This is a genomic window from Kribbella sp. NPDC005582 (assembly GCF_040605415.1).
GTDB lineage: Bacteria > Actinomycetota > Actinomycetes > Propionibacteriales > Kribbellaceae > Kribbella.
The window spans coordinates 378,818-405,661 of sequence record NZ_JBEXCU010000002.1 but is presented as its reverse complement, the minus strand read 5'-3'; the positions used below and the strand labels follow the sequence as shown (position 1 = coordinate 405,661).

General features: G+C 68.8%; 15 protein-coding genes. 4 read left to right on the top strand and 11 right to left on the bottom strand.

Annotated features, from left to right (window positions below):
* On the top strand, window positions 1-738 hold the full coding sequence (locus tag ABZS29_RS13440; RefSeq protein ID WP_355461567.1) for a hypothetical protein: 738 nt from the start codon (window positions 1-3) through the stop codon (window positions 736-738).
* Here ABZS29_RS13440 and ABZS29_RS13435 read toward each other — a convergent pair.
* The 6 genes from ABZS29_RS13435 to ABZS29_RS13410 are packed head-to-tail and all read right to left on the bottom strand — an operon-like array spanning window position 735 to window position 10,223.
* Window positions 735-1,415 carry a CbiX/SirB N-terminal domain-containing protein gene (locus tag ABZS29_RS13435; protein ID WP_355461565.1) on the bottom strand — a complete coding sequence of 227 codons (681 nt, stop codon included), beginning with the start codon at window positions 1,413-1,415 and terminating at the stop codon, window positions 735-737. The two genes, ABZS29_RS13440 and ABZS29_RS13435, sit on opposite strands and share 4 nt — an antisense overlap.
* On the bottom strand, window positions 1,412-2,545 hold the full coding sequence (locus ABZS29_RS13430) for a uroporphyrinogen-III synthase (RefSeq protein ID WP_355461563.1): 1,134 nt from the start codon (window positions 2,543-2,545) through the stop codon (window positions 1,412-1,414). The genes ABZS29_RS13435 and ABZS29_RS13430 overlap by 4 nt, the downstream gene beginning before the upstream one ends.
* Window positions 2,535-2,882, bottom strand: coding sequence for a nitrite reductase small subunit NirD (gene nirD / locus ABZS29_RS13425; protein ID WP_355461561.1), 348 nt, complete (start codon window positions 2,880-2,882; stop codon window positions 2,535-2,537). The genes ABZS29_RS13430 and nirD overlap by 11 nt, the downstream gene beginning before the upstream one ends.
* Window positions 2,879-6,775, bottom strand: a complete 3,897-nt coding sequence (gene nirB / locus ABZS29_RS13420; RefSeq protein WP_355461559.1) for a nitrite reductase large subunit NirB — start codon at window positions 6,773-6,775, stop codon at window positions 2,879-2,881. Before nirB ends, nirD begins: the two co-directional genes overlap by 4 nt.
* Window positions 6,772-8,862 carry a molybdopterin oxidoreductase family protein gene (locus ABZS29_RS13415; RefSeq protein WP_355461557.1) on the bottom strand — a complete coding sequence of 697 codons (2,091 nt, stop codon included), beginning with the start codon at window positions 8,860-8,862 and terminating at the stop codon, window positions 6,772-6,774. Before ABZS29_RS13415 ends, nirB begins: the two co-directional genes overlap by 4 nt.
* Window positions 8,859-10,223, bottom strand: coding sequence for a NarK family nitrate/nitrite MFS transporter (locus tag ABZS29_RS13410; RefSeq protein ID WP_355461555.1), 1,365 nt, complete (start codon window positions 10,221-10,223; stop codon window positions 8,859-8,861). Before ABZS29_RS13410 ends, ABZS29_RS13415 begins: the two co-directional genes overlap by 4 nt.
* A gap of 170 nt (window positions 10,224-10,393) precedes the next feature.
* On the opposite strand from ABZS29_RS13410, the gene ABZS29_RS13405 reads away from it, so the two are divergent.
* Window positions 10,394-12,541, top strand: a complete 2,148-nt coding sequence (locus ABZS29_RS13405) for an MMPL family transporter (protein WP_355461553.1) — start codon at window positions 10,394-10,396, stop codon at window positions 12,539-12,541.
* 82 nt (window positions 12,542-12,623) lie between these two features.
* On the opposite strand, the gene ABZS29_RS13400 is transcribed toward ABZS29_RS13405, so the two are convergent.
* Window positions 12,624-15,437 carry a glycosyltransferase gene (locus ABZS29_RS13400; protein ID WP_355461552.1) on the bottom strand — a complete coding sequence of 938 codons (2,814 nt, stop codon included), beginning with the start codon at window positions 15,435-15,437 and terminating at the stop codon, window positions 12,624-12,626.
* Between the two features lie 143 nt (window positions 15,438-15,580).
* Between ABZS29_RS13400 and ABZS29_RS13395 the strand changes: the two genes are divergently transcribed.
* Entirely contained in the window at window positions 15,581-17,017 is a 1,437-nt protein-coding gene (locus ABZS29_RS13395; protein WP_355461550.1) for an Nramp family divalent metal transporter, read from the top strand.
* Here the strand turns inward: ABZS29_RS13395 and ABZS29_RS13390 are convergent.
* Genes ABZS29_RS13390 through ABZS29_RS13375 form a run of 4 tightly spaced genes read right to left on the bottom strand, consistent with a single transcriptional unit; the run spans window position 16,904 to window position 24,847 of the window.
* A complete protein-coding gene (locus tag ABZS29_RS13390) occupies window positions 16,904-19,309 on the bottom strand; it encodes an NB-ARC domain-containing protein (RefSeq protein ID WP_355461548.1) in 2,406 nt (801 codons plus the stop codon). The genes ABZS29_RS13395 and ABZS29_RS13390 overlap by 114 nt on opposite strands.
* On the bottom strand, window positions 19,302-21,596 hold the full coding sequence (locus ABZS29_RS13385; protein ID WP_355461546.1) for an NB-ARC domain-containing protein: 2,295 nt from the start codon (window positions 21,594-21,596) through the stop codon (window positions 19,302-19,304). The genes ABZS29_RS13390 and ABZS29_RS13385 overlap by 8 nt, the downstream gene beginning before the upstream one ends.
* Window positions 21,589-23,937: a helix-turn-helix domain-containing protein gene (locus tag ABZS29_RS13380; RefSeq protein ID WP_355461544.1), complete on the bottom strand. Its 2,349-nt coding sequence runs from the start codon at window positions 23,935-23,937 to the stop codon at window positions 21,589-21,591. Before ABZS29_RS13380 ends, ABZS29_RS13385 begins: the two co-directional genes overlap by 8 nt.
* On the bottom strand, window positions 23,927-24,847 hold the full coding sequence (locus ABZS29_RS13375) for an SMP-30/gluconolactonase/LRE family protein (protein WP_355461543.1): 921 nt from the start codon (window positions 24,845-24,847) through the stop codon (window positions 23,927-23,929). The genes ABZS29_RS13380 and ABZS29_RS13375 overlap by 11 nt, the downstream gene beginning before the upstream one ends.
* Window positions 24,848-24,990: 143 nt before the next feature.
* Between ABZS29_RS13375 and ABZS29_RS13370 the strand changes: the two genes are divergently transcribed.
* Window positions 24,991-26,769, top strand: a complete 1,779-nt coding sequence (locus tag ABZS29_RS13370) for a biotin carboxylase N-terminal domain-containing protein (RefSeq protein ID WP_355461541.1) — start codon at window positions 24,991-24,993, stop codon at window positions 26,767-26,769.
* Window positions 26,770-26,844 lie beyond the last annotated feature (75 nt).

Sequence of the window (26,844 nt, the reverse complement as noted above, 5' to 3'; positions counted from 1 at the left end):
ATGGCCGAAGAGCTGTCCAACAGTTCGATCCTCGGCCGTCTCCTCGAAGAGATCTCCTGGGAAGGCAGGCTCGTCCGCGGCTACCGCCACGGCGGTCGCGGCCGCGAGAACGTCCTGACAGCCGAGGTCCTGGGCCCGCTCTCGTACCTCCCCCGCGCAACCTTCCTGGCCGCCGTCCTCCGCAAAGCCCAAGGCGCCGACGAAACCCGCGAGCTCGTCGCCGCGGAGGCCGAGGAAGCAGCCATCACCTTGCTCCCCGACGAGTCCCGCCTGTCCCCCAACGGCGTCGTCGTCCAGCCGGACGGCGTACTGGTGACTCCGAGCTGTCACGTGCTGATCGAGGCCAAAGGCATGGGCAAGTCCGCCTTCCAGCCCGAACAGCTCTCCCGCGAATTCGTCTGCGTCCACCGCGACGCCGGCCAATCCCGCCCGCTACTGCTCCTGATCACACCCGAGCCCCCACCACTCCCCGTCAAAGGCCAAGGCCGCCTCACCATCGAGGCCGCAATCTCTCTCCACCTCGAAAGCGTCCTGGCCCGCACCACCGGCCTCACCAGTACATCCGACGAGCTGATCGCCACCATCCCCGACACCGTCGCCTGGCTCACTTGGGACGACCTAGGCGCCGCAGTAGCCGCTGCGGAAGTCCCCGACCTCCCACCGAGCGTCGCCGCAACCATCCACCGCCTCCGCACCGACCTCCTCCGAGCCCTCGCCTGGCACAAAACCAAGCACTAGGCGGCGACGGAGGCTTTGGTGAGGGCTGCTTCGTAGCGGGTTAGGGCTACTCGGGCTAGGCGGGGGTCGGCGCCTAGGGGGGCGGTTACTCGGTGGGGGCCGGCGTGTTGGTAGAGGCGGTCGGCGAAGTAGCCGGGGGCTAGGAGGTAGTTGGCTACGGCTAGGCGGCCGGGGGTGGTGGCCAGTACGGCGGGGAGGCGGGGGCCGCGGCCGGCTAGGTAGCCAATGGTTACGGGGCGGTGGATGCGGGCTTGGAGGAGGGCGGCGGTGCGTTCGCAGGCGGCTTGGGCTCGGGGGTCGGAGGAGCCGGCGGCGGCCAGGACTACGTGGTCGGTGCGGGAGAGGTCACCCAGGCGGTCCACGAGGATGTCGGCGATCAGGGGGTGCGGGCCTAGGGCGGGGGCTGCGGTGAGGGCGGGGTGGCGGGCTACTTGGGCTGCGATGTCTACGTGAACGTGGTAGCCGCTGGAGAGGAGCAGGGGAACCAGTACCGCGGAGGTGGTGTCGGTCATGACGCGGTCTACGAGGCCAGGAAGGGCTGGTACGTCGACATCCACGAAGCCGAGTGACATGGGGAGCTCGGGACGCAGGCGGGCCATTTGGCGCACGAGGTCGTGGACGACGCGGATGCCCCGAGGATCCGCGGTGCCGTGGGCTACTGCGATCAGGTCGGTCATGACGGCACCGCCGCTGCTTCGACGGCGAGGCGGTAGCCGCGGCGGACTACGGTGCGGACCAGTTCTGGTCGGCCTACTGCGGTGCGCAGTCTGTTCACGGTGACCTCCACTGCGTGCACGTCTTCGGCTCCTGGCAGTACGGCGAGCAGGTCCGGCCGTGAGACCACATCACCACCAGCCGCGACCAGCGCAGCCAGTACGGCGCGCGGTCCCGGCCCCAGCGGCAGTACGACGCCATCGAGCACCGCAGCGCCGCCACGGATCACCAGCTGACCGAACTCCGTGTCGATGGAGCGGGCGTTGTCGTCGGTGAGGCGGTCGGTGACGATTCGGATCAGAGCGCCCAAGCGGTAGCGGTCTGGGACCAGTGGCTCCAGACCGAGGTTGACGAAGGGTCCGGCCGTGACCGGGCCGACGCAGGCGTTCAGTACACGGCCGGTTCGCAGTGCCGCGACCAGAGCGTCGTACTGGCCGTTGAGCGCGGCCGCGTCGAGCATCGCCTGCGCACCTGGCGCAGACGTGTGTACGACGGCGTCGACAGCACCTGTGCAGACCTGTCCAATCATTCGCTCCACGAGCACCGGATCGGGCGCCGGACCCCACCGGTAGACCTCGAGCCCGCGCACCGACGCGCCGGCGCCGCGCAGCGCGTCCATCAGCGCCGGGTCTGACAGACCATGCAGCTGTACGACGATCTTCCGTCCGCTGACGCCCTGCGCCCGCAGCCACTCGACGACCTCGATCGTCGTCTCGGACCGCGCCGACCAGTGCTCCACGAGCCCTGCGGCCCGAATGGCGCCACGCGCCTTCGGACCGCGCGCCAGAATCCGCGCCTGCTCCAACGTGACGAGCAGATCCGCAGCGAGCCCAGCAGTGTCCGCAGCCTCGATCCACCCACGGAATCCGACCGCAGTCGTGACCACCACGTCGTTCGGCGGGTTGGCGATCACCCGCCGGGTCGCCTCGATCAGTGCGTGATCGTCGGCGACCGGAACGATCTGGAGCGTCGGTGCGTGCACCACCTTCGCGCCCCGGCGTTCGAACGACGCGATCAGGTCGTCGGCCCGCCGGTGCGCGGTCACTGCGATCGTGCAACCGCTCAGCGGACCAGGCCTCGTGTTACCCGTCACCGTTCTCCCCCACCCGAACCATCCCGTCGACGATCTCGACCGGGTAGACCGGCAGCGACACCGCCGGGTCGTCCAGACACACGCCGGTGCGCAGATCGAAGACCTGCTTGAACATCGGCGACGCCACCGTCGGTACGTCGCCGCGGCTGCCGACGATGCCGCGCGACATCACGTTGGCTCCGCTGTACGGGTCCTGGTTGCCGATGGCAAACACTGTGCCGTCGTGCAGCCGGAACAGCGCGATCTGCACCTCCCCGACCAGTGCCGCGACACCACGGTCGGGCAGCAGGGCGTCGTACCGGCAGAGGACCGTGGACTCAACAGCAGCGACACTCATCGACGTACCTCCAATCGGGGACCGGCGAGCAGCACCGGCTCCAGCTGTCCGCGCTCGGCCGGTGTGGCCGGTCGCGGCTGGTTGCGCTCGACCACGTAACGCAGGTCGGCGTCGGGCTGATCCGGCGCGTTCACGAACGACACGAACCGGGCCAGCTTGGCGGGGTCGGCCAGCGTCGCCTGCCACTCGTCGACGTACGCGTCGACGTGTTCGGCCATCGCTGCGTCCAGATCGGCGCCGATCCCGAGGCTGTCGTTCAGTACGACGTCCCGCACGTGGTCGAGGCCGCCTTCGATCTCACGGATCCACACCGAGGTCCGCTGCAGCCGGTCGCCGGTCCGGACGTAGTACATGAGGAAGCGGTCGATCGCCTGGATCAGCTCCTCCTCGGACAGGTCCGACGCGAGCAGTTCGGCGTGCCGGGGCGTCATGCCGCCGTTGCCGCCGACGTACAGGTTCCAGCCCTTCTCCGTCGCGATCACACCGACGTCCTTGCCGCGTGCCTCGGCGCACTCCCGTGCACAGCCCGAAACACCGAGCTTGAGCTTGTGCGGCGACCGCAGGCCGCGGTAGCGCAGTTCCAGCGCGATAGCCATGCCGACCGAGTCCTGTACGCCGTACCGGCACCAGGTGGAGCCGACACATGACTTCACCGTGCGCAGCGCCTTGCCGTACGCATGGCCCGATTCGAAGCCCGCATCGACCAGGCGCTTCCAGATAGCCGGCAGTTGCTCGATCCGTGCACCGAACAGGTCGACCCGCTGCCCACCGGTGATCTTGGTGTACAGACCGAAGTCGCGGGCCACCTCGCCGATCGTGATCAGCCCCTCCGGCGTGATCTCGCCACCGGGGATGCGTGGGACGACGGAGTACGTGCCGTCCTTCTGCATGTTGGCCATGACGTGGTCGTTGGTGTCCTGCAGCGGCGCCTGCTCACTGTCGAGCACGTGGCCGGCCGGGTACACGCTGGCCAGGATGGACGCGACCACCGGCTTGCAGATGTCACAGCCGCGACCGGTGCCGTGACGCTCGACGATCTCGCTGAACGTGCGCAGACCGGTCACCCGGACCACATCGAACAGCTCTGCCCGCGACAACGCGAAGTGCTCACACAGGGCCTTGCTGACCTCGACACCGGCCTTGGCCAGCTCGCTGTTCACCAGGTTCTTCACGATCGGCAGACACGAGCCACAGCTCGTACCGGCCTTGGTCCGACCGCAGACCGACTTCACATCGCCGCAGCCCTCGTCGCGGACCGCACACCGGATCGTCCCGGCCGACACGTTGTTGCATGAGCAGACCGGTGCGTCGTCCGGCAGCTCCAGCTGAGCCGGTGCCGCGCCCTCGGGCAGCAGGAACCCAGCCGGGTCCGCACCCAGCTCGCGGCCTACCATCGGCCGCAGTCCCGAGTACGCCGACGCGTCGCCGACCAGGATGCCGCCGAGCAGCGTGCGGGCGTCGTCGGACAGCACCAGCTTCTTGTAGACGCCGGCCACCGGGTCGGCGTACACGATGTCGAGCGCGCCCTCGGTCGTGCCGAACGCGTCACCGAAGCTGGCCACGTCGACACCGAGCAGCTTGAGCTTGGTGGAGGTGTCGGCGCCGGGGAACGTCGCCGCACCGCCGAGCAGCCGGTCCGCGACGATCTCGGCCATGGTGTTGCCAGGGGCAACCAAACCCCAGACCCGGCCCTCAATACACGCGACCTCGCCGATCGCCCAGACGCCGGGCGTCGAAGTCCGGCAGGCCTCGTCGACGATGACACCGCCGCGCTCACCGATCTCCAGCCCGGCCGCCCGGGCCAGCTCGTCGCGCGGCCGGACGCCGGTCGCGAACACGACCACGTCCGCCGGCAGATCCGGGCCCTCGGCGACCGCCATTGCCTTAGCCGCACCCTGCGACGTGAGCTTCACCCGGGTGGTTGCGGTAGACAAACGGATGTCGACATCCAGACCGCGGATCAGCCGCGCGAGCGCCGAGCCACCGCCCTCGTCGACCTGCAGTGGCATCAGCCGCGGCGCGAACTCGACCACAGTGGTGGCTGCGCCCAGCGCCCGCAGCGCGCCGGCTGCCTCCAGCCCGAGCAGACCGCCACCGACCACGACACCGTTGACCTGGTCCCGCTCCGACTTGAGTCGCTCGACGTAGACGCGCAGTGCGGCCACATCGTCGATGGTGCGGTACACGAAGCAACCCTGGGCGTCGCTGTTCTTCACCGGCGGCACGAACGCCGAGGAGCCGGTCGCCAGCACCAGTTCGTCGTACGCGATCGACTCACCGCGCGCAGTGGTCACCGACTTGCCTGTGGTGTCGATGGCGGTCACCTGAACGCCCTTGCGCAGTACGACGGCTGGGTCGTCCCACAGCTCCGGATCGCCCAGTGCGAGGTCGTGCGGGTCGCGTCCGGAGAAGTAGCTGGTCAGCGCGACCCGGTCGTACGGGAGGCGCGGCTCCTCGGCCAGCACGGTGATGCGCCACTGGACCTCGGTGTCACGCGCCCGCAGCGCCTCCACGAGCCGGTGTGCGACCATTCCGCCGCCTACCACCACTACGTGCCGCGCGTTGCTCAGCTCTGTCATCGTCGCCCTCCTGGCCGGTACTGGTTCGGTCTCGCCACGGCGGAACCGGTCGAGCAGGTCACCGACGGCACCGGTGCAACTGCCGCACCCGGTGGTCGCCCGTGTGGTGGCGGCGATGCCGGCGACACTGTCGGCACCTCCACGCCAGGCCGCCTCGATGGCGACCCTCGTCACTCCGTTGCACCGACAAACGGTGACTGTCTTCTTGGCCGGTACGGCGGGCTCCGACAACAGCCCGTCCGCCACTACCGGCGTACCGCGGTCCGCCAGCAGCACCAGCTCCGCCGCAACCTCCGGCGCACCTACTGCGACCGCCGACCGCACCACGCCATCGCGCAGTACGGCGCGGACCAACCGGTTCTCGTCCTCGAGCCGGACCTCAGCACCCGTCTCGGTCTGGTCGCCCAGCACCAGCAGGTCGAGCCCACCGGCGGTCAGCCGGACTACATCGGCTCCCTGCGGTACCGGCGTCGCACCGGTCAGCTGTGCGGCCAGGGCCTCGGCCTGTGCCCACGCCGACCCCACGGTCCCGGTCAGACGACCGTCGATCTCCGCACAGTCGCCGATGGCGTGCACTCGCGAGTCGTCCGGGCTAGTGAGCGTCTCGTCGACCACGATGCCGGTGCGCACGGTGAGGCCAGCAGCCAGTGCAGTCCGCGGCTTCACACCGCAGGCGACGACCAGCATCTCGCCGTACACCGGCTGACCGTTCCGCAGCAGCAGTGCGCGGAAGCGCTCGTCCTTCAGGTGCAGACGATCCAGCTCCGTGTTGAGCAGGACCTCGACACCCAGCTGCCGTACCGCTCGCGTAACTCGCCGTGCCGCTGCACGGTGGTGAATCGTCTTGTCCAGCAAGGCTTCGCCGTCGTGTACCAGCGTGACAGCGACACCACGCTCGCGCAGCGCACAGGCGGTCTCAACGCCGAGCACTCCGCCGCCGAGCACGACCACTCGCCGTACCTGAGCTGCAGCATCCACCAGCGACCGCGCATCGTCCGCAGTCCGCAGCACCTGCACACCAGGGGCGAGCTCAACCGGCACCACCGGCTCTGCTCCGGTCGCAAACACCAGCCGGTCGTACGGCCACTCGCGGTGCGCGGAGTCCGTCACCACCCGACGCGCCCGGTCGACCGCGACCGCAGTCGCGACCGGCTCGTCTCCTACGACCGGAGCAGCGGCCCGGCCCGCGACGTACTCGGTGAGCCGGCTGCGGTTGTACGAACCCTCGTCGCCCAGCACCGTCACGTCGTCGGACGGCAACAGCTCCGCCAGCCGCCGCCCGGCCATCCCACCGCCAACAATCACGACCTTCACGCGGGCACCCCCGTCGCCGGAAGGGCAGCCGCGCTCAGGGCGACCGCACAGGCCTTGAACTCCGGCATCCGCGACACCGGGTCGAGCACGTCGTTGGTCAGCTCGTTCACCGCACCCGCACCGCCGTAGTGGAACGGAACGAAGACCGTGTCCGGCCGTACGTCGGTCGTCACGCGCGCCGGCAGCACCATGGATCCACGAGCCGTCCGCAACTGCACCGGTCGACCGTCCGCGATCCCCAGCTGCGCAGCGACCCGGGGGTGGATCTCCGCGTACACCTCGGGCTCTGCCTCGGCCAGCTCACGCACCCGCCGCGTCTGCGCACCACTCTGGTAGTGCTGCAGCAGTCGACCGGTCACGAGATACATCGGCGCTGCAGCGTTCAGATCGTCAGCCACGGGACGGTGGTCGACCGCAACCACATGTGCCCGGCCGTCCGGCGTACCGAAGCGGTCCGCGAACAGCCGCGGCGTACCGGGGTGGTCGACGGCAGGCACCGGCCAGAACAGCTCCTCGTTGTCCAACCGCTCCCAGGTGATTCCGGAGTAGTCGGCCTTGCCGCCTGCGCTGGCCAGCCGCAGCTCCTCGAACACCTCCTCGGGGTCGGTCGAGAAGGCCGCCATACAGCCGAGCCTTGAGGCGATTCCGGCGAACACATGCAGATCGCTGCGCACCTCACCAGGTGGTGCAACAGCTGCCTTCCGGCGCAGGACCCGGCCCTCCAGGGACGTCATCGTCCCGTCTTCCTCGGCCCACTGCGTGACCGGGAAGACCACGTCGGCCAGCAAAGCGGTCTCAGACGGTACGACGTCCGCCACCACCAGCAGGTCCAACGCAGCAAGGCGTTCCCGGACCGAGGCGAGGTTCGGAGCCGACACCAGCAGGTTGCTGCCGTGGACGAACATCGCCCGCGGACCACCCGGCGTACCCAACGAGTTGATCAGCTCGACTGCGCTCTTGCCCGGTCCTGGCAGGTCAGCCGGGTCAACACCCCACACCGCTGCCACATGCGCGCGGGCGGCCGGGTCGGCGATGCTGCGGTAGCCCGGGAGCTGGTCGGCCTTCTGACCGTGCTCTCGGCCGCCCTGCCCGTTTCCCTGCCCAGTGATGCAGCCATAGCCGCTTCCGAGCCGCCCGGGCAGTCCGAGCGCCAGTGCGAGGTTGATGCAGGCAGTCACCGTGTCAGTGCCCTTGCTGTGCTGCTCCGCGCCACGCCCGGTCAGGATGAACGCACCCGCACCGCCGTGCACCGGAGCAGCGGCAGCCAGCACCCGAGCAGCCTGCCTGATCGTTGCCGCCGGTACGCCGGTCACCCGCTCAGCGCGCTCCGGCCACCAGCCCGCGGTGGAGCGGTAGAGCGCGTCTGCATCGTCAACGCGCGCTGCCAGGTAAGAGGTGTCCGCAAGGCCCTCCTGCAGAACGACGTGCGTGAGAGCCAGCACCAAAGCCAGATCGGTACCAGGAGTGGCCTGCAGGTGCAGCGCACCCGGCAGCGCGGCAGTCGCCGACCGCCGCGGGTCCACAACCAGCAAGCCACCGTCGGCAGGCAGGTGCGACACGGCCGGCGGCATGGTCTCGGCAATGTTGCTTCCGACCAGCAGTACGGCGTCCGCACCGTCCAGGTCCGCGAGCGGGAACGGCAGTCCCCGGTCGATGCCGAAGGCCCGATTCGTGGCCGCCGCGGCGGACGACATACAGAACCGGCCGTTGTAATCGACGTTCGACGTCCGCAGAGCGACCCGGGCGAACTTGCCGAGCGCATAGGCCTTCTCGTTCGTCAGACCGCCACCGCCGAACACCGCTACTGCGTCCTGACCGTGAGAGGCCTGCAGCGACCGGATGCGGTCGGCAACGAAGTCGAGAGCGAAGTCCCAGCTCGCCGCGACCAACTCACCCGCAGCGTTCCGCACCAGCGGTGTGGTGAGCCGGTCCGGCACGGTGAGGACCTCCGCGGCCGTCCAGCCCTTCCGGCAGAGTCCACCCTCCCCGCGCGGCTGCACCTCCACCCCGCCCGGCCGGTCGGCCGGGAGCAGGGTGGTTGCGCACTGCAGCGCGCAGTACGGGCAGTGAGTCGGGACTGAGGTCACACGCGCTCCTGGCTGAGCGGGCCACCCTTGCGCAGGTAGCAGAAGTACGTGACAGCCAGGCAGATCACATAGAACCCGCAGAACGTGTAGAGCGCCGGGATCAGCGAGCCGAAGTGACTGGTCGACATCGCGAACCCACGCGGTACCAGGAAGCCGCCGTACGCGCCGACTGCCGAAGCGATCCCGATACAGGCGGCCGCCTCGCGGCGCGCCCGCCCCGGGTCACCCGGCGTGGTCAGCCGGAACACCGCCGGAATCATCCGGTACGTCGACCCGTTCGCGGCGCCGCTGGCGACGAAGAGGAACAGGAAGCTGATCATGAAGCCCGCGAAGCTGCCGGCGTTCAGAGCGGCGATCGCGGCCAGAATGCCCAGCCCCATCACCACGAACGAGCAGACCGTCACCCGGGCGCCGCCGAGCTTGTCGGCCAGCTTGCCGCCGAACGGCCGCGAGACCGAGCCGACCAGGGCGCCGAGGAAGGCGATGTGCGCCACGGTGATGTCGGGGAACGTCGTCTTGATCAGCAGCGGGAACGCCGCCGAGAAGCCGATGAACGAGCCGAAGGTCCCGATGTAGAGGAACGAGATGATCCAGGTGTGCGGCCGCTTCGCCGCCGTGATCGACGCCCGGAACGACGAGGTCGCGACGGACAGGTTCGACATCACGCGCCAGGCGACGACCGCGGCGATCAGGATCAGCGGGAGCCACAGCAGACCGGCCCGGTTGAGCGTCAGACCGGCGCCGAGGGTGATCACCACCGGGACCAGGAGTTGAACCACCGCGACACCGAGGTTGCCACCGGCCGCGTTGATGCCGAGCGCGAAGCCCTTCTCCTTCTCCGGGTAGAAGAACGAGATGTTGGTCATACTGCTCGCGAAGTTGCCGCCGCCGACACCCGCGGTCGCCGCGACCAGCGCCATCACCCAGAACGGCGTCTCCGGCCGGCTCATGAAGAAGGCCAGCCCGCTGGTCGGGATCAGCAGCAGCAGCGCGGAGACGATCGTCCAGTTCCGCCCGCCGAACTTCGGTACGGCGAACGTGTAGGGCAACCGGAGCGTCGCGCCGACCAGGCTCGGCAGCGCGACCAGCCAGAACAACTGGTCGGTCGTGTACGTGAAGCCGGCCTTCGGCATCGACACCACGACGATGCTCCACAGCTGCCACACCGAGAACCCGAGGAACTCCGCGAAGATCGACGGCCACAGGTTGCGCCGCGCGACCGCACGCCCCTTGGACTCCCAGAACGTCGTGTCCTCGGGGTCCCACTCGTCGATCCAGCGCCCACGCCGCGGCGCTTCGACCGTACCGACCGCACCGGTCCCGTCGCCTGTGGCGACCCCCGGTCCTGCCTCGAGCGTCATCGTGCGTCTCCTGTCATCCGACCTCACTGATTAGGCCAGGACGCTATGACCGGGGTGTTTCCACGTGGTCATCTCGTTGTTACGCCGCCGAAACGGCTACCGCACACCCGTCGCCGGGTGGTGAGAGAAAGGTGGGTACTGTGCCGCTACCGAGGCGGAGGGGACTGACCGTGACTGACAGGGTGCGACCGCGGGGGCGATGGGCGTGGCGAGGCGTGATCGCCGCGGTGCTGATCGGCTGGCTACTGATGGGCGCGATCGGCGGCCCGACGGTCGGAAAGCTGAGCGAGGTCCAGGAGAACGACAACGCCAACTTCCTCCCGAAGCAGGCCGAATCGACGCTCGTTTCGAACGAATCGGCCAAGTTCGTCGACTCCGACGCGCTCCCGTACTTCGTCCTGGTCGAACGTGACGCCGGTCTCACCCCGGCCGACCTGACCGCTGCCAAGGCCTTCCTCGCGAAGGTGCCGACGCTCGAGCTCGGCGGCGGGAAGAAGCTCGGCGACTACCTCGCCGCGCCCGCGCAGACCGTCGTACCATCCGCGGACAAGAAGGCGCTGCTGCTCACGGTCGAGCTGGACGGAACCCGCGCCGACGAGGTGGTGGCCGAGGGCGACACCGTTTTGTTCGCCGCGGCGGACACGATGCGTAACGAAATCAAGCGGGATCTCACTCCGAGTGGTCTCAAGGTTTATGTGACCGGACCCGGCGGGGTGTTCGCCGACTTCGTCGTCGCGTTCAGCGGGATCGACGGGATCCTGCTCGGCGTCGCGCTGGCGGTCGTGTTCGTCATCCTGCTGATCGTCTACCGCAGCCCGATCCTGCCGATCGCCGTCCTGCTGACCGCCGTCTTCGGGCTCGCGCTGGCCGCGTCGGTGGTCTATCCGCTGGCGAAGCACGGCGTACTGGAGCTGAACGGGCAGAGCCAGGGCATCCTGTTCATCCTCGTGGTCGGCGCCGCGACGGACTACTCGCTGCTGCTCGTCTCGCGGTACAAGGAAGAACTGCACGACTACACCAGCAAGTACGACGCGATGCGGATCGCCTGGCGGGCTTCGATCGAGCCGATCGCGGCCAGCGCGGCCACCGTCATCCTCGGTCTGCTATGCCTGCTGCTGTCCAAGCTGGGCAGTACGAAGGGCCTCGGGCCGGTCGGTGCGATCGGTATCGCCGGGGCGTTGATCGCCTCGATGACGTTCCTGCCGGCGATCCTGCTGGCCTTCGGACGGCGAATCTTCTGGCCGTCGATCCCCCGGGTCGACCACGTCCACGCGCGCGACCAGGTCGGCGGGCGCAAGCTCTGGGGCCGGGTCTCCGGGCTGGTCGGACGGCACCCGCGCCGGGTCTGGGTGATCAGCGCGCTGGCACTGCTTGCCTGCGGCGCGTTCCTGCCGACGATCAAGGCGAGCGGGATCTCGCAGGAGGACCTGTTCCTGAACAAGGTCGAATCCGTCACCGGGCAGGAGGAGCTGGCCAAGCACTTCGACGCCGGAGCCGGTACGCCGGTCCAGATCCTCACGCCGGCCGCGGAGGCCGAGCAGGTGGTGCAGATCGCCACCAAGGTCGACGGGGTCGGGTCCGCCTCGGCGTCGGTGGCTCCCGGCGTACCGCCGAAGGTTGTCGACGGCAAGGTTCTGGTCCAGGCGACGCTGAAGGTGAAGGCGGACTCGCCGGCGGCGACCAAGGTGGTCGAGCACCTGCGCACCGAGCTCGACAAGGTCGATCCAGGAGTCCTGGTCGGCGGCACCACCGCGATCAACCTGGACGTCCTCGACGCCAGCAAACGCGACCTGCGGGTGATCATCCCGACCATCCTCGCGGTGATCTTCCTGGTCCTGATGCTGCTGCTGCGCTCGGTGCTGGCCGCGATCCTGCTGGTGGTCGCCAACGTGATCTCGTTCGCCGCCACCCTCGGTGTCAGCGCGATCGCCTTCAACCACATCTTCGGCTTCCCCGGCGCCGACCCCGCCATCCCGCTCTACGGCTTCGTCTTCCTCGTTGCCCTCGGCATCGACTACTCGATCTTCCTGATGACCCGGGTCCGCGAGGAATCAGTCGACCAAGGCACCCGCCCCGGCATCCTCACCGGCCTCGCCGTCACCGGCGGCGTGATCACGTCGGCCGGCGTCGTCCTGGCCGCCACCTTCTCCGCCCTGGCGGTGCTGCCGATCCTGTTCCTCGTCCAGACCGCCTTCCTGGTCGCCTTCGGCGTCCTCCTCGACACCACCATCGTCCGCTCGCTGCTCGTGCCGGCCCTCGCCCACGACATCGGCCCGAAGATCTGGTGGCCGAGCAAGCTCGCCCGCGCTCAGGACTGAGGCCTTCGGTGTACAGATGAACGGGTAGAGGTCGCCCGACTCCGGCGGGGGCATGGTCCGCCGGAGCCCGGATCGAGCACTACTACCCGTTCATCTGTACGCGTCGCCAAGACGTTGGATCAGCTTCGCTGATTGCTTGCTTCTCCCGGTAGGTACGCCACTTCGTGGGCGGGGGCTCGGGCGGGCCTGGGAGCAACTCGCGGATGATCGTGGCGTCGGGAGCGTAGGCCGCCTCGGGAAGGTCACCGAGGACCTCGGCGTAGACATCACGCAGTACTTCGGCCTGCGCGGCCCAGGAGAAGTGGTGCCGGAGTTCGGTGTCTCCGGCGATGCGCTGCGCGATCCGATCGCGGTCCGCGAGAACAGTGCGAACCGCCTGCACCAGACCGTCCACGTCGCCCGCCGGATAGACCGCACCCAGGTCAAGCTCGTTGACCAGATCAGCTTGCGCCGAGGTATCACTGGTGATGATGGGCAGCCCGGCAGCGATGTACTCGCAGAACTTGTTGGTGACCGCGATGTCGTGATTGGGCGCGTGCAGCAGCGGGCTGAGGCCGATCGTGGCCGACCGGACGTAGAGCGGCACCAGCTCGGCCTTGACGAACGGCAGCACGTGCACGCGATCGCCGACACCCAGCTCTGCGGCTCGAGCGCGCAGTTCGGTGGTGAAGGTGTTGATCCGGGCAACGATCGCGAGGTGGACGCCGGGCAGTTGCGGCAACGCCTCGACCGCCGTACCGACGCCACGAGCCCGATGGACGCCACCCAGATAAACAAGCAGCGGAACGCCCTCAGCCAGCCCCAACTGCGACCGCAAGTCCTCAACCTCCGCGTGCTCCGGCGGCTCGATCGGCGCATTCAGTACGACGTCAGGCAGCGTCGGCAGCTTGTGATCGCGCTGCAGCCAACGGGCCAGCGGCTCGGAGACAGTGATGACACGGTCGACATCCTTGAGGAACTCACGCTCGAGATCGCTGTACGCCGCGACCCGCCGCGGAGGCACGTTCGGCACGCCGGGGGTGTACTCGTGGGCGTCGTAGATGATCTTGATCTTGCGACCGTCCAACGCCGCCCGGTGCGCGGCTCGCGCCGCGATCCCGAGCATGTACACGTCGTGGACGTGAATCACCTCGGGGTGCATCCGGTCGAGTTGCGGGCCGAGCGTGAGCTCCTGGTCGAGCACCTCGGGCAGCACGGTCCGCCAGCGCGCCGACGGGAGCCTGCGGTAGAGGGCGATCATCCGCGCACGCCGCTTGCCGAGCCCCGGGTCGAAGTTGCGCGCGGCGCGCCGTACCAGGAAGGCGCGAGCGTCGAGAACGGCGCTGTGCAGCCGCAACGTCCGCCAGCGCACCGCCCGCCGAACCCGATCGCCCGTGGACCCGGCGACCGGACCACCCCGATCCTGATCGCGGACATCACGCCCGCGGTCGCCCCGCAGCTCGCGAGTCGCATACAGCCAGCGGCCCTTGGCCAGTGTGTATTCGGCCTCGGTACTGAACCACGGCTTCAGACTGGCGACCCGTTTGCGCCACCCGGTCAGCGTGGCCTTGGCCGGCACGCGCGGGACGATCACCTGCACCTTGCCGAGCGCGCGCGAGCCGCGGGCGTGCCGGCCGGCGATCCCGACACACGTGACATCGAGATCCCACTTGGCCACGGTCTGCGCGTACTTGAGCACGCGCGAGTCGATGACGATCTCGTTGCCCGCCATCATCACGACCTTGCGCCGTACCCACGGCGGCTTCCAATCGGCCGGTACGGCGCTGGGCCGCTCGACGAGCGCGGTGAGCGCCTGACCGGACCGGCGACCGTCGTGCACCTCGGCCACGAACGGCGGTCCGAGCGCCGCGATGTCCTGCCCACGCTGGGGATCCGCGACGAGGTCGAGCAGCACCTGCTCGAGCGTGTCCGGCGTCGCCTGCACGATCGGCAACTCGAGCCCGGTCGCGGCGGTCACGCGATCACGGACGTCCTTCGACACGTACGACACCACGATCCGGCCTGCTGCCATCGCTTCGCACGCGGCCACACCGTAGTTGCCGATCCGGAACTGGTCGATGACGATATCGGCGTCGCGGTACACGGCCGGCATGTTCGCCGGATCCACGCCCTGCACGCGGCGATAGGTGATGATGCCGCGACGATCAAGGTCCTCCATGATCGGGTCGATCAGGTCCGACCCCTTGATCACCGCCTTGCTCGGCGCATGAGCGACCACCGGGCGCTTGCGCTCGAGCACCGGTGAGTCGCTGCGCCAGACATCAGGCTCGACCACTACCGGACACCAGACAGCCTTCGGCACATAGTCGAGCAGGTCCGGCGTGGAGACGAAGACCGGCCCCGGGTACGACGCGAACAGCTCGACCGCGCGCGTGGCCTTCCGCTCCATCACCTCGACGGTCGTGTCCTCCATGTCGGGGAACGGAGACCACGGCTCGGATTCCACGTGCTGACTGGGAATTCGCACATCGGTGCCATGGGCAAGCAGACCGACCTGCACGCCCTTGCTGAGCAGGTGCTGCAGATCACCGGCCGCGTCCGGACCGTGCAGTACGCCGAAGATCGGCCGCGCCGCCTCGATCAGGACGTGCGTGTAGTTGGCCACGACGTGGTTGTAGAACTCCAGCTGCCACCGTCGATGCCGCCGATAGGTGCTCGCCGACACGCGGTAGTCGACCGGATAGTCGAGCACGCCGTTGGCGAAGGCGAACGCGGTCACCTTCGTGGTCGGCGACTGCCCCTCCAGTGCCCGCGCCCATCGGGTGCCCTGTCCCGCGAAGTTGACCGGACCGATCAGCAGCCGGGCGGCCGCGTCGAGCCGCGCCGGCATCCCCGGCCCAGGCGTCGGCGTACTGTCCGGCTGATCGTCCAGGCCGTTGTCTGTCTTCCGAACCACGGTGTCGTCTTCCGCCCCTCACATCGGTCTCGGTCGTCTAACACCTCGGCATGTCGCATCGGTTGCTTTCGCCCCAGAAGTGGTTATCGGTACTCCACAACCGATAACCTCGCCGAAAGAGTCGAGGATGTGAGGAGCCCGGAATGGCTGACAGCACCACGACGGACCACGGCGCGTTCGCGCTGCCGACCAAGAACCTGCCCGCCCCGCAGGTCCGCGACCTGCCCGACCCACCCCGCCAGACCTGGAAGGTCGTCGGCCCGGGCATGGTCGGCGCCGGCGTCGGACTGGCCTCGGGAGAGTTCATCCTGTGGCCCTACATCTCCAGCCAGGTCGGGCTGGTCTTCCTCTGGGGCGCCCTGGTCGGCGTCGTGATCCAGTGGTTCCTGAACATGGAGATCGAGCGGTACACGCTGGCCACTGGTGAGACAGCGTTGACCGGCTTCAACCGGTTCGGCAAACACTGGGGCCTGTTCTTCGCGATCATGACCTACTTCGCGAACATGTGGCCCGGCTGGGCGACCAGCTCGGCCTCGATGCTCACCTACCTGTTCGGCGGCGGCGATCCGCGCTGGATCGCGATCGGCATCCTGCTCGCGATCGGCCTGATCCTGACCTTCGCCCCGGTCGTCTACGTGATGCTCGAGCGGCTGATCTTCGTCAAGATCCTCGCCGTCGGGCTGCTCGTCGTACTGGCCCTGATCTTCGCGATCCGCGCCAAGACGTACGGCGCCCTCGGGCACGCCGTCACGCACCCCGAGTTCCCCGTCGACCAGCTCGGCTTCGCGCTGATGATGGGCGCGATCGCGTACGCCGGTGCCGGCGGCGGCCAGAACCTCGTCCAGAGCAACTGGATCCGCGACAAGGGCTTCGGCCAAGGTCTGCACGTCCCGCGCCTGACCTCACCGGTCACCGGCGAAGCCGAGGCCGACCCGACCGCGAACGGCTACGTCTTCACTCCCGACGACGCCAACATCGCCCGCTGGAAACGCTGGTGGAAGTTCGCCAACATCGAGCAGGCCGCGACCTTCGTCGCGATCACCGTGCTGACCATCGCCTTCACCTCGATGCTCGCGCACGCCACCCTGTTCGGCGACAGCAACGTCAAGAACAACATCAGCTTCCTCAAGATCGAGGGCACCACCCTGCAGACCCTGGTCGGCGGCTGGTTCGGCTACCTGTTCTGGGCGATCGGCGCCTTCTCCCTCTTCGCCGCCGCGGCCGGCATCGTCGACTACACCTCCCGCCTCACCGCCGACATGATCAAGGCCCGCTACCTGCGCACCTCCACCGTCACCGAGTCCAAGCTCTACTTCGGCCTCGTCTGGGGACTAGTTGCCTTCGGCATCATCGTCCTCCTGGCCGGCCTCACCCAGCCCCTGGTCCTGCTCGTCATCAGCGCCTGCACCGCCGGCACCATGATGTTCGTCTACTCCGGCCTGCTCTGGTGGATGAACTCCCGAGCCCTACCCAAGGCCATCCGCATCACCCCGATCCGCACCGCCGTACTGGCCTTCTCCTTCCTGGCCTTCGGCTTCCTGGCCGTCTTCACGATCATCGACCAACTCAAGAAGCTGTAAGACCTCGTCAACCTGCGGCAAGCCGTACCGGCGGTAGAGCTCCAACGCGATCCGCCACTGCTCACGAGCGGGCTCGGTCTCCCCGAGCCCACTCAACGCCGTACCGAGCGAGTGACGAATCCGCGCTTCCAGCTCACCACCGCCAGTCAACTCGAGAGCTTCCTCGAGATGCGCCCGCGCCGCGTCGTACGCGTCCAGCTCGACCTCTGCCGTCGCCAAGTGCCGAAGATGCTCGGCCACGGCGGACTTGTTGCCAGCGGCCCGGACCCCGTCCATGTGCGCCCGCAACCACGTCCGGGCAGTCTCGGTCCTACCACTCCGCAGGTAGCTTTCTCCGATCGCGGAGGACAACAGATCCACGAATCCCGGACGGCTACGCATCAGCGACACAGCTAGTTCGAACGACTTGTCCTGCTCCGCGAATCGGCCCAGCCGGCCGGCCAGGACGCCTAGCATCAACCGCGCCTCGCCCTCCATCATCTGGTCGGCGAGGCGCTGCCCGCGCTCCAGCCCCGCCCTGGCAAGTTCCATGGCCTCGTCCAGCCGGCCCAGACGCTCGAGGCAGTGGGCCAGAGCAACCATGCTGAAGCTGAGGTGGCTCTCCTCCTCCAGCGCGGTGTCAACCTCGATCGCGACCTTCAAGTGGGACGCCGCGGTCTCCAGGTCCGAGATGGCGGTGTAGTGGGCTCCCGCGCTGTAGCTGATCACGGCCGATGCCACCGGAGGAGCACAAGTCGGTTCGTCCCGGAGCGCCGCCAACGCCAACTCGTCCAACTGGGCTCCTTCCGCCTGGCGATGCCGGACGACCCAGAACATGAACATGCCCATGGCGAGTCTGACCACGGCCGCTCGGTCAGGGTGCGGACTCGCCATCATCCGGCGCGCCGCCCCGAGAACATCGGCCGACTCGGCATCCAACCAGAGCATGACCTCGTCGTACTCGAGCTCTTCGACCCCGGCGACCCACCGCTCGTCGAAGAACTCCCTCGAAACGCCGGAGAAGCCGAATCTCACCCGAGACTGCCACGCCATTGCGACGTACAGTGAGAACACGCGGTCACGGGCAGCCGCCTGCTCATCCGCCGTTGTTGGGATCTCCCGCGCATAGGTGCGGACGAGGTCGTGGAACTGGTAGCGACGGGGGCTGGGGGACTCCAGCAAGTGCAGGTCGACCAGGTGCTCCAGCAGCGGCTCGACCTCCGCCTCCGGGCGGTCGACCAGTCGAGCGGCCACCTTCAGGTCCAGTTCGTCGCCCTCGAAGAGACCGATCAGCCGGAAAACCTCCGCTGCCTCCGGCGACGCGCCTTTGAGGGACAGCGCGATAGAAGCCCGTACGCCGTGTTCCGCATCAGCGAGCACATCCAGCCGCGCCGTCTCGTCGGCCAACTCCCGCGCAAGGTCCGCGACCGTCCACGACGGTTCGGCGGCGAGCCGGGTGCCAGCAATCCTCAATGCCAGAGGCAACGAACCGCAGAGAGCGACCACCTCGAGTGCAGACTGCGGATCCGGGTCGACGCGCGGCCGACCCGCGACAGCCGTGAGCAGCTTCAGCGCCTCATTTTCCTGCAGCACCCCGAGCGCAAGCGGCTGCGCGCCCGGCAGACCCACCAGCGCCCGCCGGCTGGTGACTATGACCGCGCAGCTCGACGTACCGGGCAGCAGCGGAAGCACCTGCTCGACCGTCGCCGCATTGTCCAGGACCACCAGCAGGCTCCGGCTTGCGCAGGCAGTCCGGAACAACCCCGCAGCTTCTTCAGCGGACTGCGGCGGGCGCTGCAGCGCGAAGCCGAGTTGCTGGAGCAGCGCGTTGAGCCCCTCCAGTGGCGTCATCGCTTGACCAGTGCCGAAGCCGCGGAGGTTCACGTAGAGCACGCCGTCGGCGAGCCGGCCTGCCAGTTCGCGCGCAACGCGCACAGCCAGCGCGGTCTTCCCAACGCCACCCATCCCAGCGAGCGCCGAGATAACAACAACACCCGGCGCCTGCCCGCTACCGCTCACGAGCTCAGACACCGCCGCGATCTCCTCGCGCCGACCGACGAAGTCCGCCACATCGCTCGGCAGCGCGCCCACCTTCGGCCGCGCGGCCGCTGCCTTCAGCTCGGCGCGCTCATCCTCGCCGAGCCCCAGTCCCGCACTGAGCAGGTCAACCGTCTGCACCCACGGATACCGACGACGACCGGCTTCCAACGCCTTGATCGCCTCGACGCTCACCCCCGACTCGACCACCAGCCGCTCCTGCGACAACCCGGCCGCCTTCCGGAAACGCCGCAGTACCGGGCCGAAATCAGTCATTCAGCAACGTCCGAACCTCACCGGCCTGCGGTGAGCCGCTGCGTTGGTACAGGTCCAGCGCCATGCGCCACTGCTCCTGAGCGGGCTCGGATTCGCCGAGTCCGCTCAGCGCCGTACCGAGGGCGTGGCGGATCTTGGCTTCGAGTTCGTCGTTGCTGTTCTGGATCACGTCGAGGGCTTCGGTGAGGGCTACGCGGGCCGCGTCGTGGTCCGCCAGTGCTGTTTCGGCGACGCCTAGCCAGTAGAGGTGTTCGGCGATGGCGGCGTTGTCGCCGGAGCTCTTGGTTTCCTCCAGGTGGTCGCGGAGCCAGGTTCGGGCGGCTTCGGGGCGGTCTGAGCGGAGGTAGCTGGCACCGATGTCGGGGAGCATCAGGTGAAGAATTTCTGGACGGCTTCGGCGGAGGATTGCGACTGCCAGGTCGAAGGCCTCGTCCTGCTCGGCGAAGCGACCGAGGCGACCGGCCAGGGAGCCGATGCTGTAGCGGGCGTCGCTCTCGATGATCTCGTTCTCGAGGTGGAGCGCACCCTCCAACCCGGATCGGGCCAGCTCCGTTGCCTCGTCGAGCCGGCCGAGTCGCTCCAGATCCTGGGCGAGAGTGATCGTGCAGACGACGTGGTTGAACGGATCGGTCTCCATCGGCGCCGCTGCGAGGGCGACCCGCAAGTAAGCCACCGCGGTCTCGGAGTCCGACCTGGCCGAGTAGTGCGCTCCCACGTGATAACTGATCCGGCTCAGGGCGAAGACCGAGGCACAGGCCGGGTCCTCGCGAAGCGCGGCCAAGGCGAGTTGGCCGAGTTCCGTTCCTTCGGCATGCCGACGGCGGATGACCCAGAACCGCAGCATGCCACCCGCGAGATTCACGAGGGTTCCACGGTCTATGGTCGGCCGGCGGGCCGCGGCCAGGATCTCGGCGGCCTCGGCGTCGAGCCAGGCCATGACTTCGTCGTACTCGAGGTGCTCGACACCACGGATCCACTCCTCCTCGAACCAGAAGGCACGCGAGACACCGAGCTTGGCGCGCGCCTGCCAGGCCATCGCCACGTAGAGCGCCAGCACCCGCTCGCGGGCCGCCGTACGGTCGTCGGGTGCGAGCTCCCGTGCATACGTGCGGACCAGGTCGTGGAACTGGTAGCGGCGTGGGCTGGCCGACTCCAGGAGATGCAGGTCGACGAGGTGTTCCAGCAGCGGTTCGACCTCCGCCTCCGGGCGATCGACCAGGCGCGCAGCGACCTTCAGGTCGAGTTCTTCGCCCTCGTGCAGACCCAGCAGGCCGAAGATCTCCGCGGCGGCCACATCGGTGGCCGACGTACCGGCCAATGACAGCGCGATCGACGCCCGTACGCCGTCCCCGAGCAGGTCGAGTCGCGCACTCTCGTGGGCCAGGCGCCGGGCCAGGTCGGCGACCGTCCAGGACGGCTCGGCGGCCAGCCGACTGCCGGCGATTCTGATTGCCAGCGGCAACGACCCGCAGCGGGCCACGACATCGCGTGCTGACTGCAGGTCGGTTTCGATCCGCTCCGACCCGGCGACTGCCTTCAGCAGCGCCAGCGCCTCGTCGTCCGGCAGGACAGCAAGCTCGAGCGACCGCGCACCCGGCAGCCCGACCAGGGCGCGTCGGCTGGTGACGATGACGGCGCAGGTCGACGTACCAGGAAGCAGCGGCTGAACCTGGTCGACGCCAACCGCGTTGTCCAGTACGACGAGCAGCTTGCGACCGGCACACACCGTCCGGAACAGGCCCGCGGCCTCCTCGGTCGATTCGAGTGGTCGTTGGGCGAAGCTCAGTTGCTGAAGAAGCGTGTTCAGCGCCTCCAGCGGTGTCATCGGTTCACCGACCCCGAATCCGCGAAGATTCACATAAAGCACACCGTCAGCGAACCGGCCCGCCAGCTCACGCGCGACCCGCACGGCCAGCGCGGTCTTCCCCACACCGCCCATTCCCGCGATCGCCGAAATCACGACCACCCCAGGCGCCTGTCCCCCACCCGTCAGCAGCTCGGACACCGCAGCAATCTGCTCAGCACGACCCACGAAGTCCGGTACGTCGTTCGGCAGCCGCTCCGTCGACGACGGCGCAGCCGCAGCCTGCAATTCGGCTCGCCCGTCCCCGTCGAGGCCCAGCCCGTCACTCAGCAGCTCGAGAGTCTTCGCCCGCGGAGACCGCCGACGCCCGGCCTCCAACGTCTTGATCGCCTCGACACTGACCCCGGACACGTCCGCGAGCCGCTCCTGCGAAAGCCCGGCCGCCTTGCGGAACTTCCGAAGTACCGGACCGAAGTCAGACATCGGACTTCACCAATCTGCGAAGGTCATCCGCATGCGGGGAGCCGTAGCGCTCCAGGAGTTCCAGTGTCGTCTGCCATTCCTCATCGGCTTCGGTACGGCGGTTGGAGGCGAGCAGGACGTGGCCGAGGCATTCGCGGACGCGGGCTTCGGGTTGCCAGGTGCCTTGGACGACGCGGAGGGCGGCTCGGAGGTGGTGTTCGGCGAGGGGGAGGTGGCCGCGGTCGAGTTCGACGCGGCCGAGGCCTTCCAGGGCTTCGGCGACGGCGAACTCGTCGCTGTCCTCGATGGCCGCTGCGCGGGCTTCTTCCAGGTACGCCGATGCTTCGTCGAGCCGGCCGGAGTCGCGGTAGGAGAGGCCGGCGTGGCAGAGGAGCCAGTAGCGCTCGTGGGGTGTGCCGAGTCGGCGCATCACGTCGACGGCGCGGGTGAACTCGCGGTCCTGGGAGGAGGCGCGGCCTTGTTTGCCTGCGGCCAGGCCGAGGATGAGGCGGCCTTCGGCTTCGGCCACCTCGTCGCCGGTGCGCAGGGCGACGGCGACGCCGCGTTCGGCGGCGGCGATGGCTTCGTCGAGCCGACCGAGGTCGACGAGGTAGTGGCCGAGGAAGACCTCGGCCTCGATGTAAGCGCGGTCGTACTCGCGGGTCTTGGGTGCTGCCAGCGCGGTGGTCATGTAGTCGACCGCTCGTTGGTACAGGCCGGCCGATGCGCACTGCTGGGCGACCTCGAAGGGCAGCAGGGCCGCGGCGAACGGGTCGGCGGCCGATTCCGGGATGCCGAGTGCCAGCGTGCCCAGGAGCACTCCGTCGGAGTGGCGGCGGCGGACGTAGCAGTACGGCAGCAGTCCCAGGACCACGCGGGCGACCAATTCGCGCGGTCCGGTGGCGGCAGCACGCCGTACGGCACCGATGATCTCGTCGATCTCCTCGTCGAACCAGGCGAAGATCTCGTCGACGGTGAACTGGTCCGCGCCAGCCGTCCAGCTGTCGTCGTACCAGGCTTCGGACAGGTCGTCGGAGAATCGCGCCATCCGGGTCCGCCAGCCCATCGCGAGGCAGAGCTGGAGAACCCGCCGTTGCGCGGCCTCGCGGGCCGGTGCATCGGTCAGGGCGGCAGTCGTCTCCTTGACGTAGCTGCGGACCAGGTCGTGCATGCGGTACCGATGCGGACCGACGGACTCGATCAGGTACAGGTCGACCAAGCGTTCCAGCCGGCGCGCGACGTCGTCGACGGGCAGATCGAGCAGCGCCGCGGCGACGCGTACGTTCAGCTCGTCGCCCTCGTGCAGGCCGAGAAGCTTGAACGCGGCAACGGCATCCATGTCGCGATCGGTCGCCGCGGCCAGCGAGAACTCGATGCTCGCCCGTACGGCGCGGTCCGCGGTCGCGAGCTCGTCGAGGCGATTCCGGCTGGTCTCCAACCGTCGTACCAGCTCGGCGACCGTCCAGCCCCGCTCGTCCGCGAGCCGGGCGCCGGCCAAGTGCAGAGCGAGCGGGAGGCCACCGCACAACCGGACGATCGCCAAGGCGTTCGCCGGGTCGCGCCGGATCCGGTCGTCGCCGACGATCTGGCTCAGCATCTCGATTCCGTCCCGATCCGGCAGTACGTCGAGCATGACGTGGACAACGCCGGGCAGCGCGGTCATCGCCCGGCGGCTGGTGATCAGCACCGCACAAGTCGATGCCCCCGGCAACAACGGAGTCACCTGCGCCGCGTCGGCCGCGTTGTCGAGCACCACCAGCACCCGGCGGCCGGACAGCGCCGATCGATAGCGGGCGGCGGCCTCGTGGACGTCGCTCGGATCGTCCGGCCCCTGGACGCCGAGGCTGTCCAGCAACCGGCCGAGCGCTTCCGGCACGGTCATCGGCCGACCGGGCCCGAAGCCGCCCAGGTTCAGGTACAGCTGGCCGTCCGGGTACCGATCGGCGACCAGGTGCGCCATGTGGATGGCCAAGGCGGTCTTGCCGACGCCACCCATCCCGCCGACGGCCGACGTCACCACCACGCCGGGGCGCGACTCCTGAGCGGTGAAGGTCTTCTCGAGCGCGGCGACCTGGTCCTCACGGCCCACGAAGGCGTAGACGTCGTCCGGCAGCTCGCGCGGGACGGTGACTCGAGCCTTCGTCCGGGCGCCCGCCGCGAACAGCTCCAAGCGCGGCGATCCGGTCAACTGCAGACCGTCCGCCAGGAGCTTGAGCGTGCCCGACCGCGGATGCCGACGGCGTCCGGTTTCCAGGGTCTTGATCGCCTCGACGCTCACGCCGGACTCCGCCGCCAGACGCTCTTGCGAGAGACCGGCGGCTTTGCGGAACTTCCGCAGTACTGGGCCGAACTCAGCGGTCATAAGGCTGCGTGGCGCCGTTGACCGTGGTGTAGAGGGAGTAGACGGACGTGGTGGCGGTGATGAAGAGGCGATTCCGCTTCGCGCCGCCGAAGGTCAGGTTCGAGACGGTTTCCGGGACGAGCAGCTTGCCGAGCAGAGTGCCGTCCGGGTGGTAGACGTGGACGCCGTCCGCGGCCGAGGCCCAGATCCGGCCGGCGGTGTCGATCCGGATGCCGTCGAAGGCGCCGTTCCCGCACTCGGCGAAGACCTCGCCACCGCTGATCCGGTCCCCCTCGACGGTGAAGACCCTCAGGTGCGCGCGCTCGGTGTCGGTGATGTAGACCAGCGACTCGTCCGGCGAGAAGGCGATCCCGTTCGGACCGGCGAAGTCGTCCGCGATCCGGGTCAGCCCACCGTCCGCCGACACGCGGTAGACATGGCAGCCGTCAGTCTCGATCTCGCCCTTGTACCCCTCGTAGTCGCTCGAGATCCCGTACGACGGATCCGTGAACCAGACCGAGCCGTCGCGCTTGACCACGACGTCGTTCGGGCTGTTGAACCGGTGTCCCTCGAAGTTGTCGGCGAGCACGCTGATCCGCCCGTTGTGCTCGGTCCGCGTCACCCGCCGGTTGCCGTGCTCACAGCTGACCAGACGGCCCTGCTCGTCGAGCGTGTGACCGTTCGTGTTCCCGGCCGGCGTCCGGAACGCCGAGACCTGGTACGACGTCTCGTCCCAGCGCAGGATCCGGTCGTTCGGGATGTCGCTCCAGAGCAGGTACCGCCCCGCCGGGCAGTAGACCGGCCCCTCGACCCAGCGGCCGCCGGTCCACAGCCGCTCCAGGTGGTGATCGCCCCGGATCCCGTCGAAGCGGTCGTCGAACTTCTCCCATTCCGCCGGAACGGTTCCTGCCAACGGTTCGAGGATGGTCATCCGCACACACTCCCAGATCGAGGCTCCGCCGGAAGCCTATTCTCAGGCCGGACCGCGAACAGGTCCGCCGACTGTGACGAACAACCTCCCCAAGGTCCAGGGTTTGGACTCTAGAGTGGGCCCAGGCTTGAAGGGAGTCATCCGTGTCGGAGAACAAGCAGATCACCAAGGTGCTGGTCGCCAACCGGGGCGAGATCGCGGTCCGGGTCGTCCGGGCGGCGGCCGACGCGGGGCTGGGCAGCGTCGCCGTGTACGCCGACCAGGACCGGGACGCGTTGTTCGTCCGGCTCGCCGACGAGGCGTACGCGCTGGAGGGGTCGACCCCGGCCGACACCTACCTGAACATCGCCAAGATCCTGGACCTCGCGGCCCGCTCCGGCGCGGACGCGGTGCACCCGGGCTACGGCTTCCTGGCCGAGAACGCCGAGTTCGCCCAGGCCGTGATCGACGCCGGCCTGATCTGGATCGGCCCGCCGCCGGCGGCGATCGACTCCCTCGGCGACAAGGTGAAGGCCCGGCACATCGCCGAGAAGGTCGGGGCCCCGCAGGTCCCCGGTACGCCGAACCCGGTCGCCGACGCGGCCGAGGTGGTCGCGTTCGCCGAGGAGTTCGGCCTGCCGATCGCGATCAAGGCGGCGTACGGCGGTGGCGGCCGCGGCATGAAGGTCGCCCGCACCCTGGACGAGGTACCGGAGCTGTTCGAGTCCGCGACCCGCGAGGCAGTCAGCGCCTTCGGTCGTGGTGAGTGCTTCGTCGAGCGGTACCTGGACAAGCCGCGGCACGTCGAGACGCAGTGCCTGGCCGATGCCCACGGCAACGTCGTGGTCGTCTCCACCCGGGACTGCTCGCTCCAGCGCCGGTACCAGAAGCTGGTCGAGGAGGCGCCCGCGCCGTTCCTGAGCCCGGAGCAGCTGGAAACCCTCTACAAGTCCTCGAAGGCGATCCTGCGCGAGGCCGGGTACGTCGGCGCCGGGACCTGCGAGTTCCTGGTCGGCCAGGACGGCCTGATCTCGTTCCTCGAGGTCAACACGCGACTGCAGGTCGAGCACCCGGTCTCCGAGGAGGTCACCGGGCTGGATCTGGTCCGGGAGATGTTCCGGATCGCGAACGGCGAAGAGCTCGGGTACGACGACCCCGCGATCAGCGGGCACTCGATCGAGTTCCGGATCAACGCCGAGGACGGCGGCCGCGGCTTCCTGCCCGCGCCCGGCACGCTGACCAAGTGGAAGCCCCCGAGCGGTCCGGGCGTCCGGATCGACGGCGGGTACGACGAGGGCGAGACCGTGCCCGGCGCGTTCGACTCGCTGGTCGCCAAGCTGATCGTCACCGGTCGCGACCGCACCCAGGCGCTCGAGCGGTCCCGCCGGGCGCTGCGTGAGTTCGTCGTCGAGGGCATGCCGACCGTGATCCCGTTCCACGCCACCGTCGTGTCGGACCCGGCGTACGTGGGCGATGACGGCTTCAAGGTGCACACCCGCTGGATCGAGACCGAGTTCGACAACCAGCTCACGCCGTACGACGGCCCGACCGCCGAAGCGCCCGAGGACGCGGAGCGCGAGAAGGTCGTCGTCGAGGTCGGCGGCAAGCGGCTCGAGGTCGCACTGCCCGCCGGGTTCGGTGTTTCGACCGCTGCTCCTGCTGGTGCCGGCGCGAAGAAGAAGCCGGCTCGCCGGGCGGGCGGTTCGGGCAAGGGCGCGGCCGCCTCCGGCGACTCGCTGACCTCCCCGATGCAGGGCACCATCGTCAAACTGGCCGTCGAGGAAGGCGCCACGGTCGCCGCGGGCGACCTGATCGTCGTCCTCGAGGCGATGAAGATGGAGCAGCCGCTGAACGCGCACAAGGCCGGCACCGTGACCGGCCTGTCCGCCGAGGTCGGCGCCACCGTCTCGGCCGGCGCCGTCCTCTGCGAGATCAAGGACTAGGGCGGGTCTGGCGCTTTCGCGCCGTAGCGAGCATGTGCTCGGTGCGGCGAGGTGCCGTGCCGAGCGCAGCGCAGT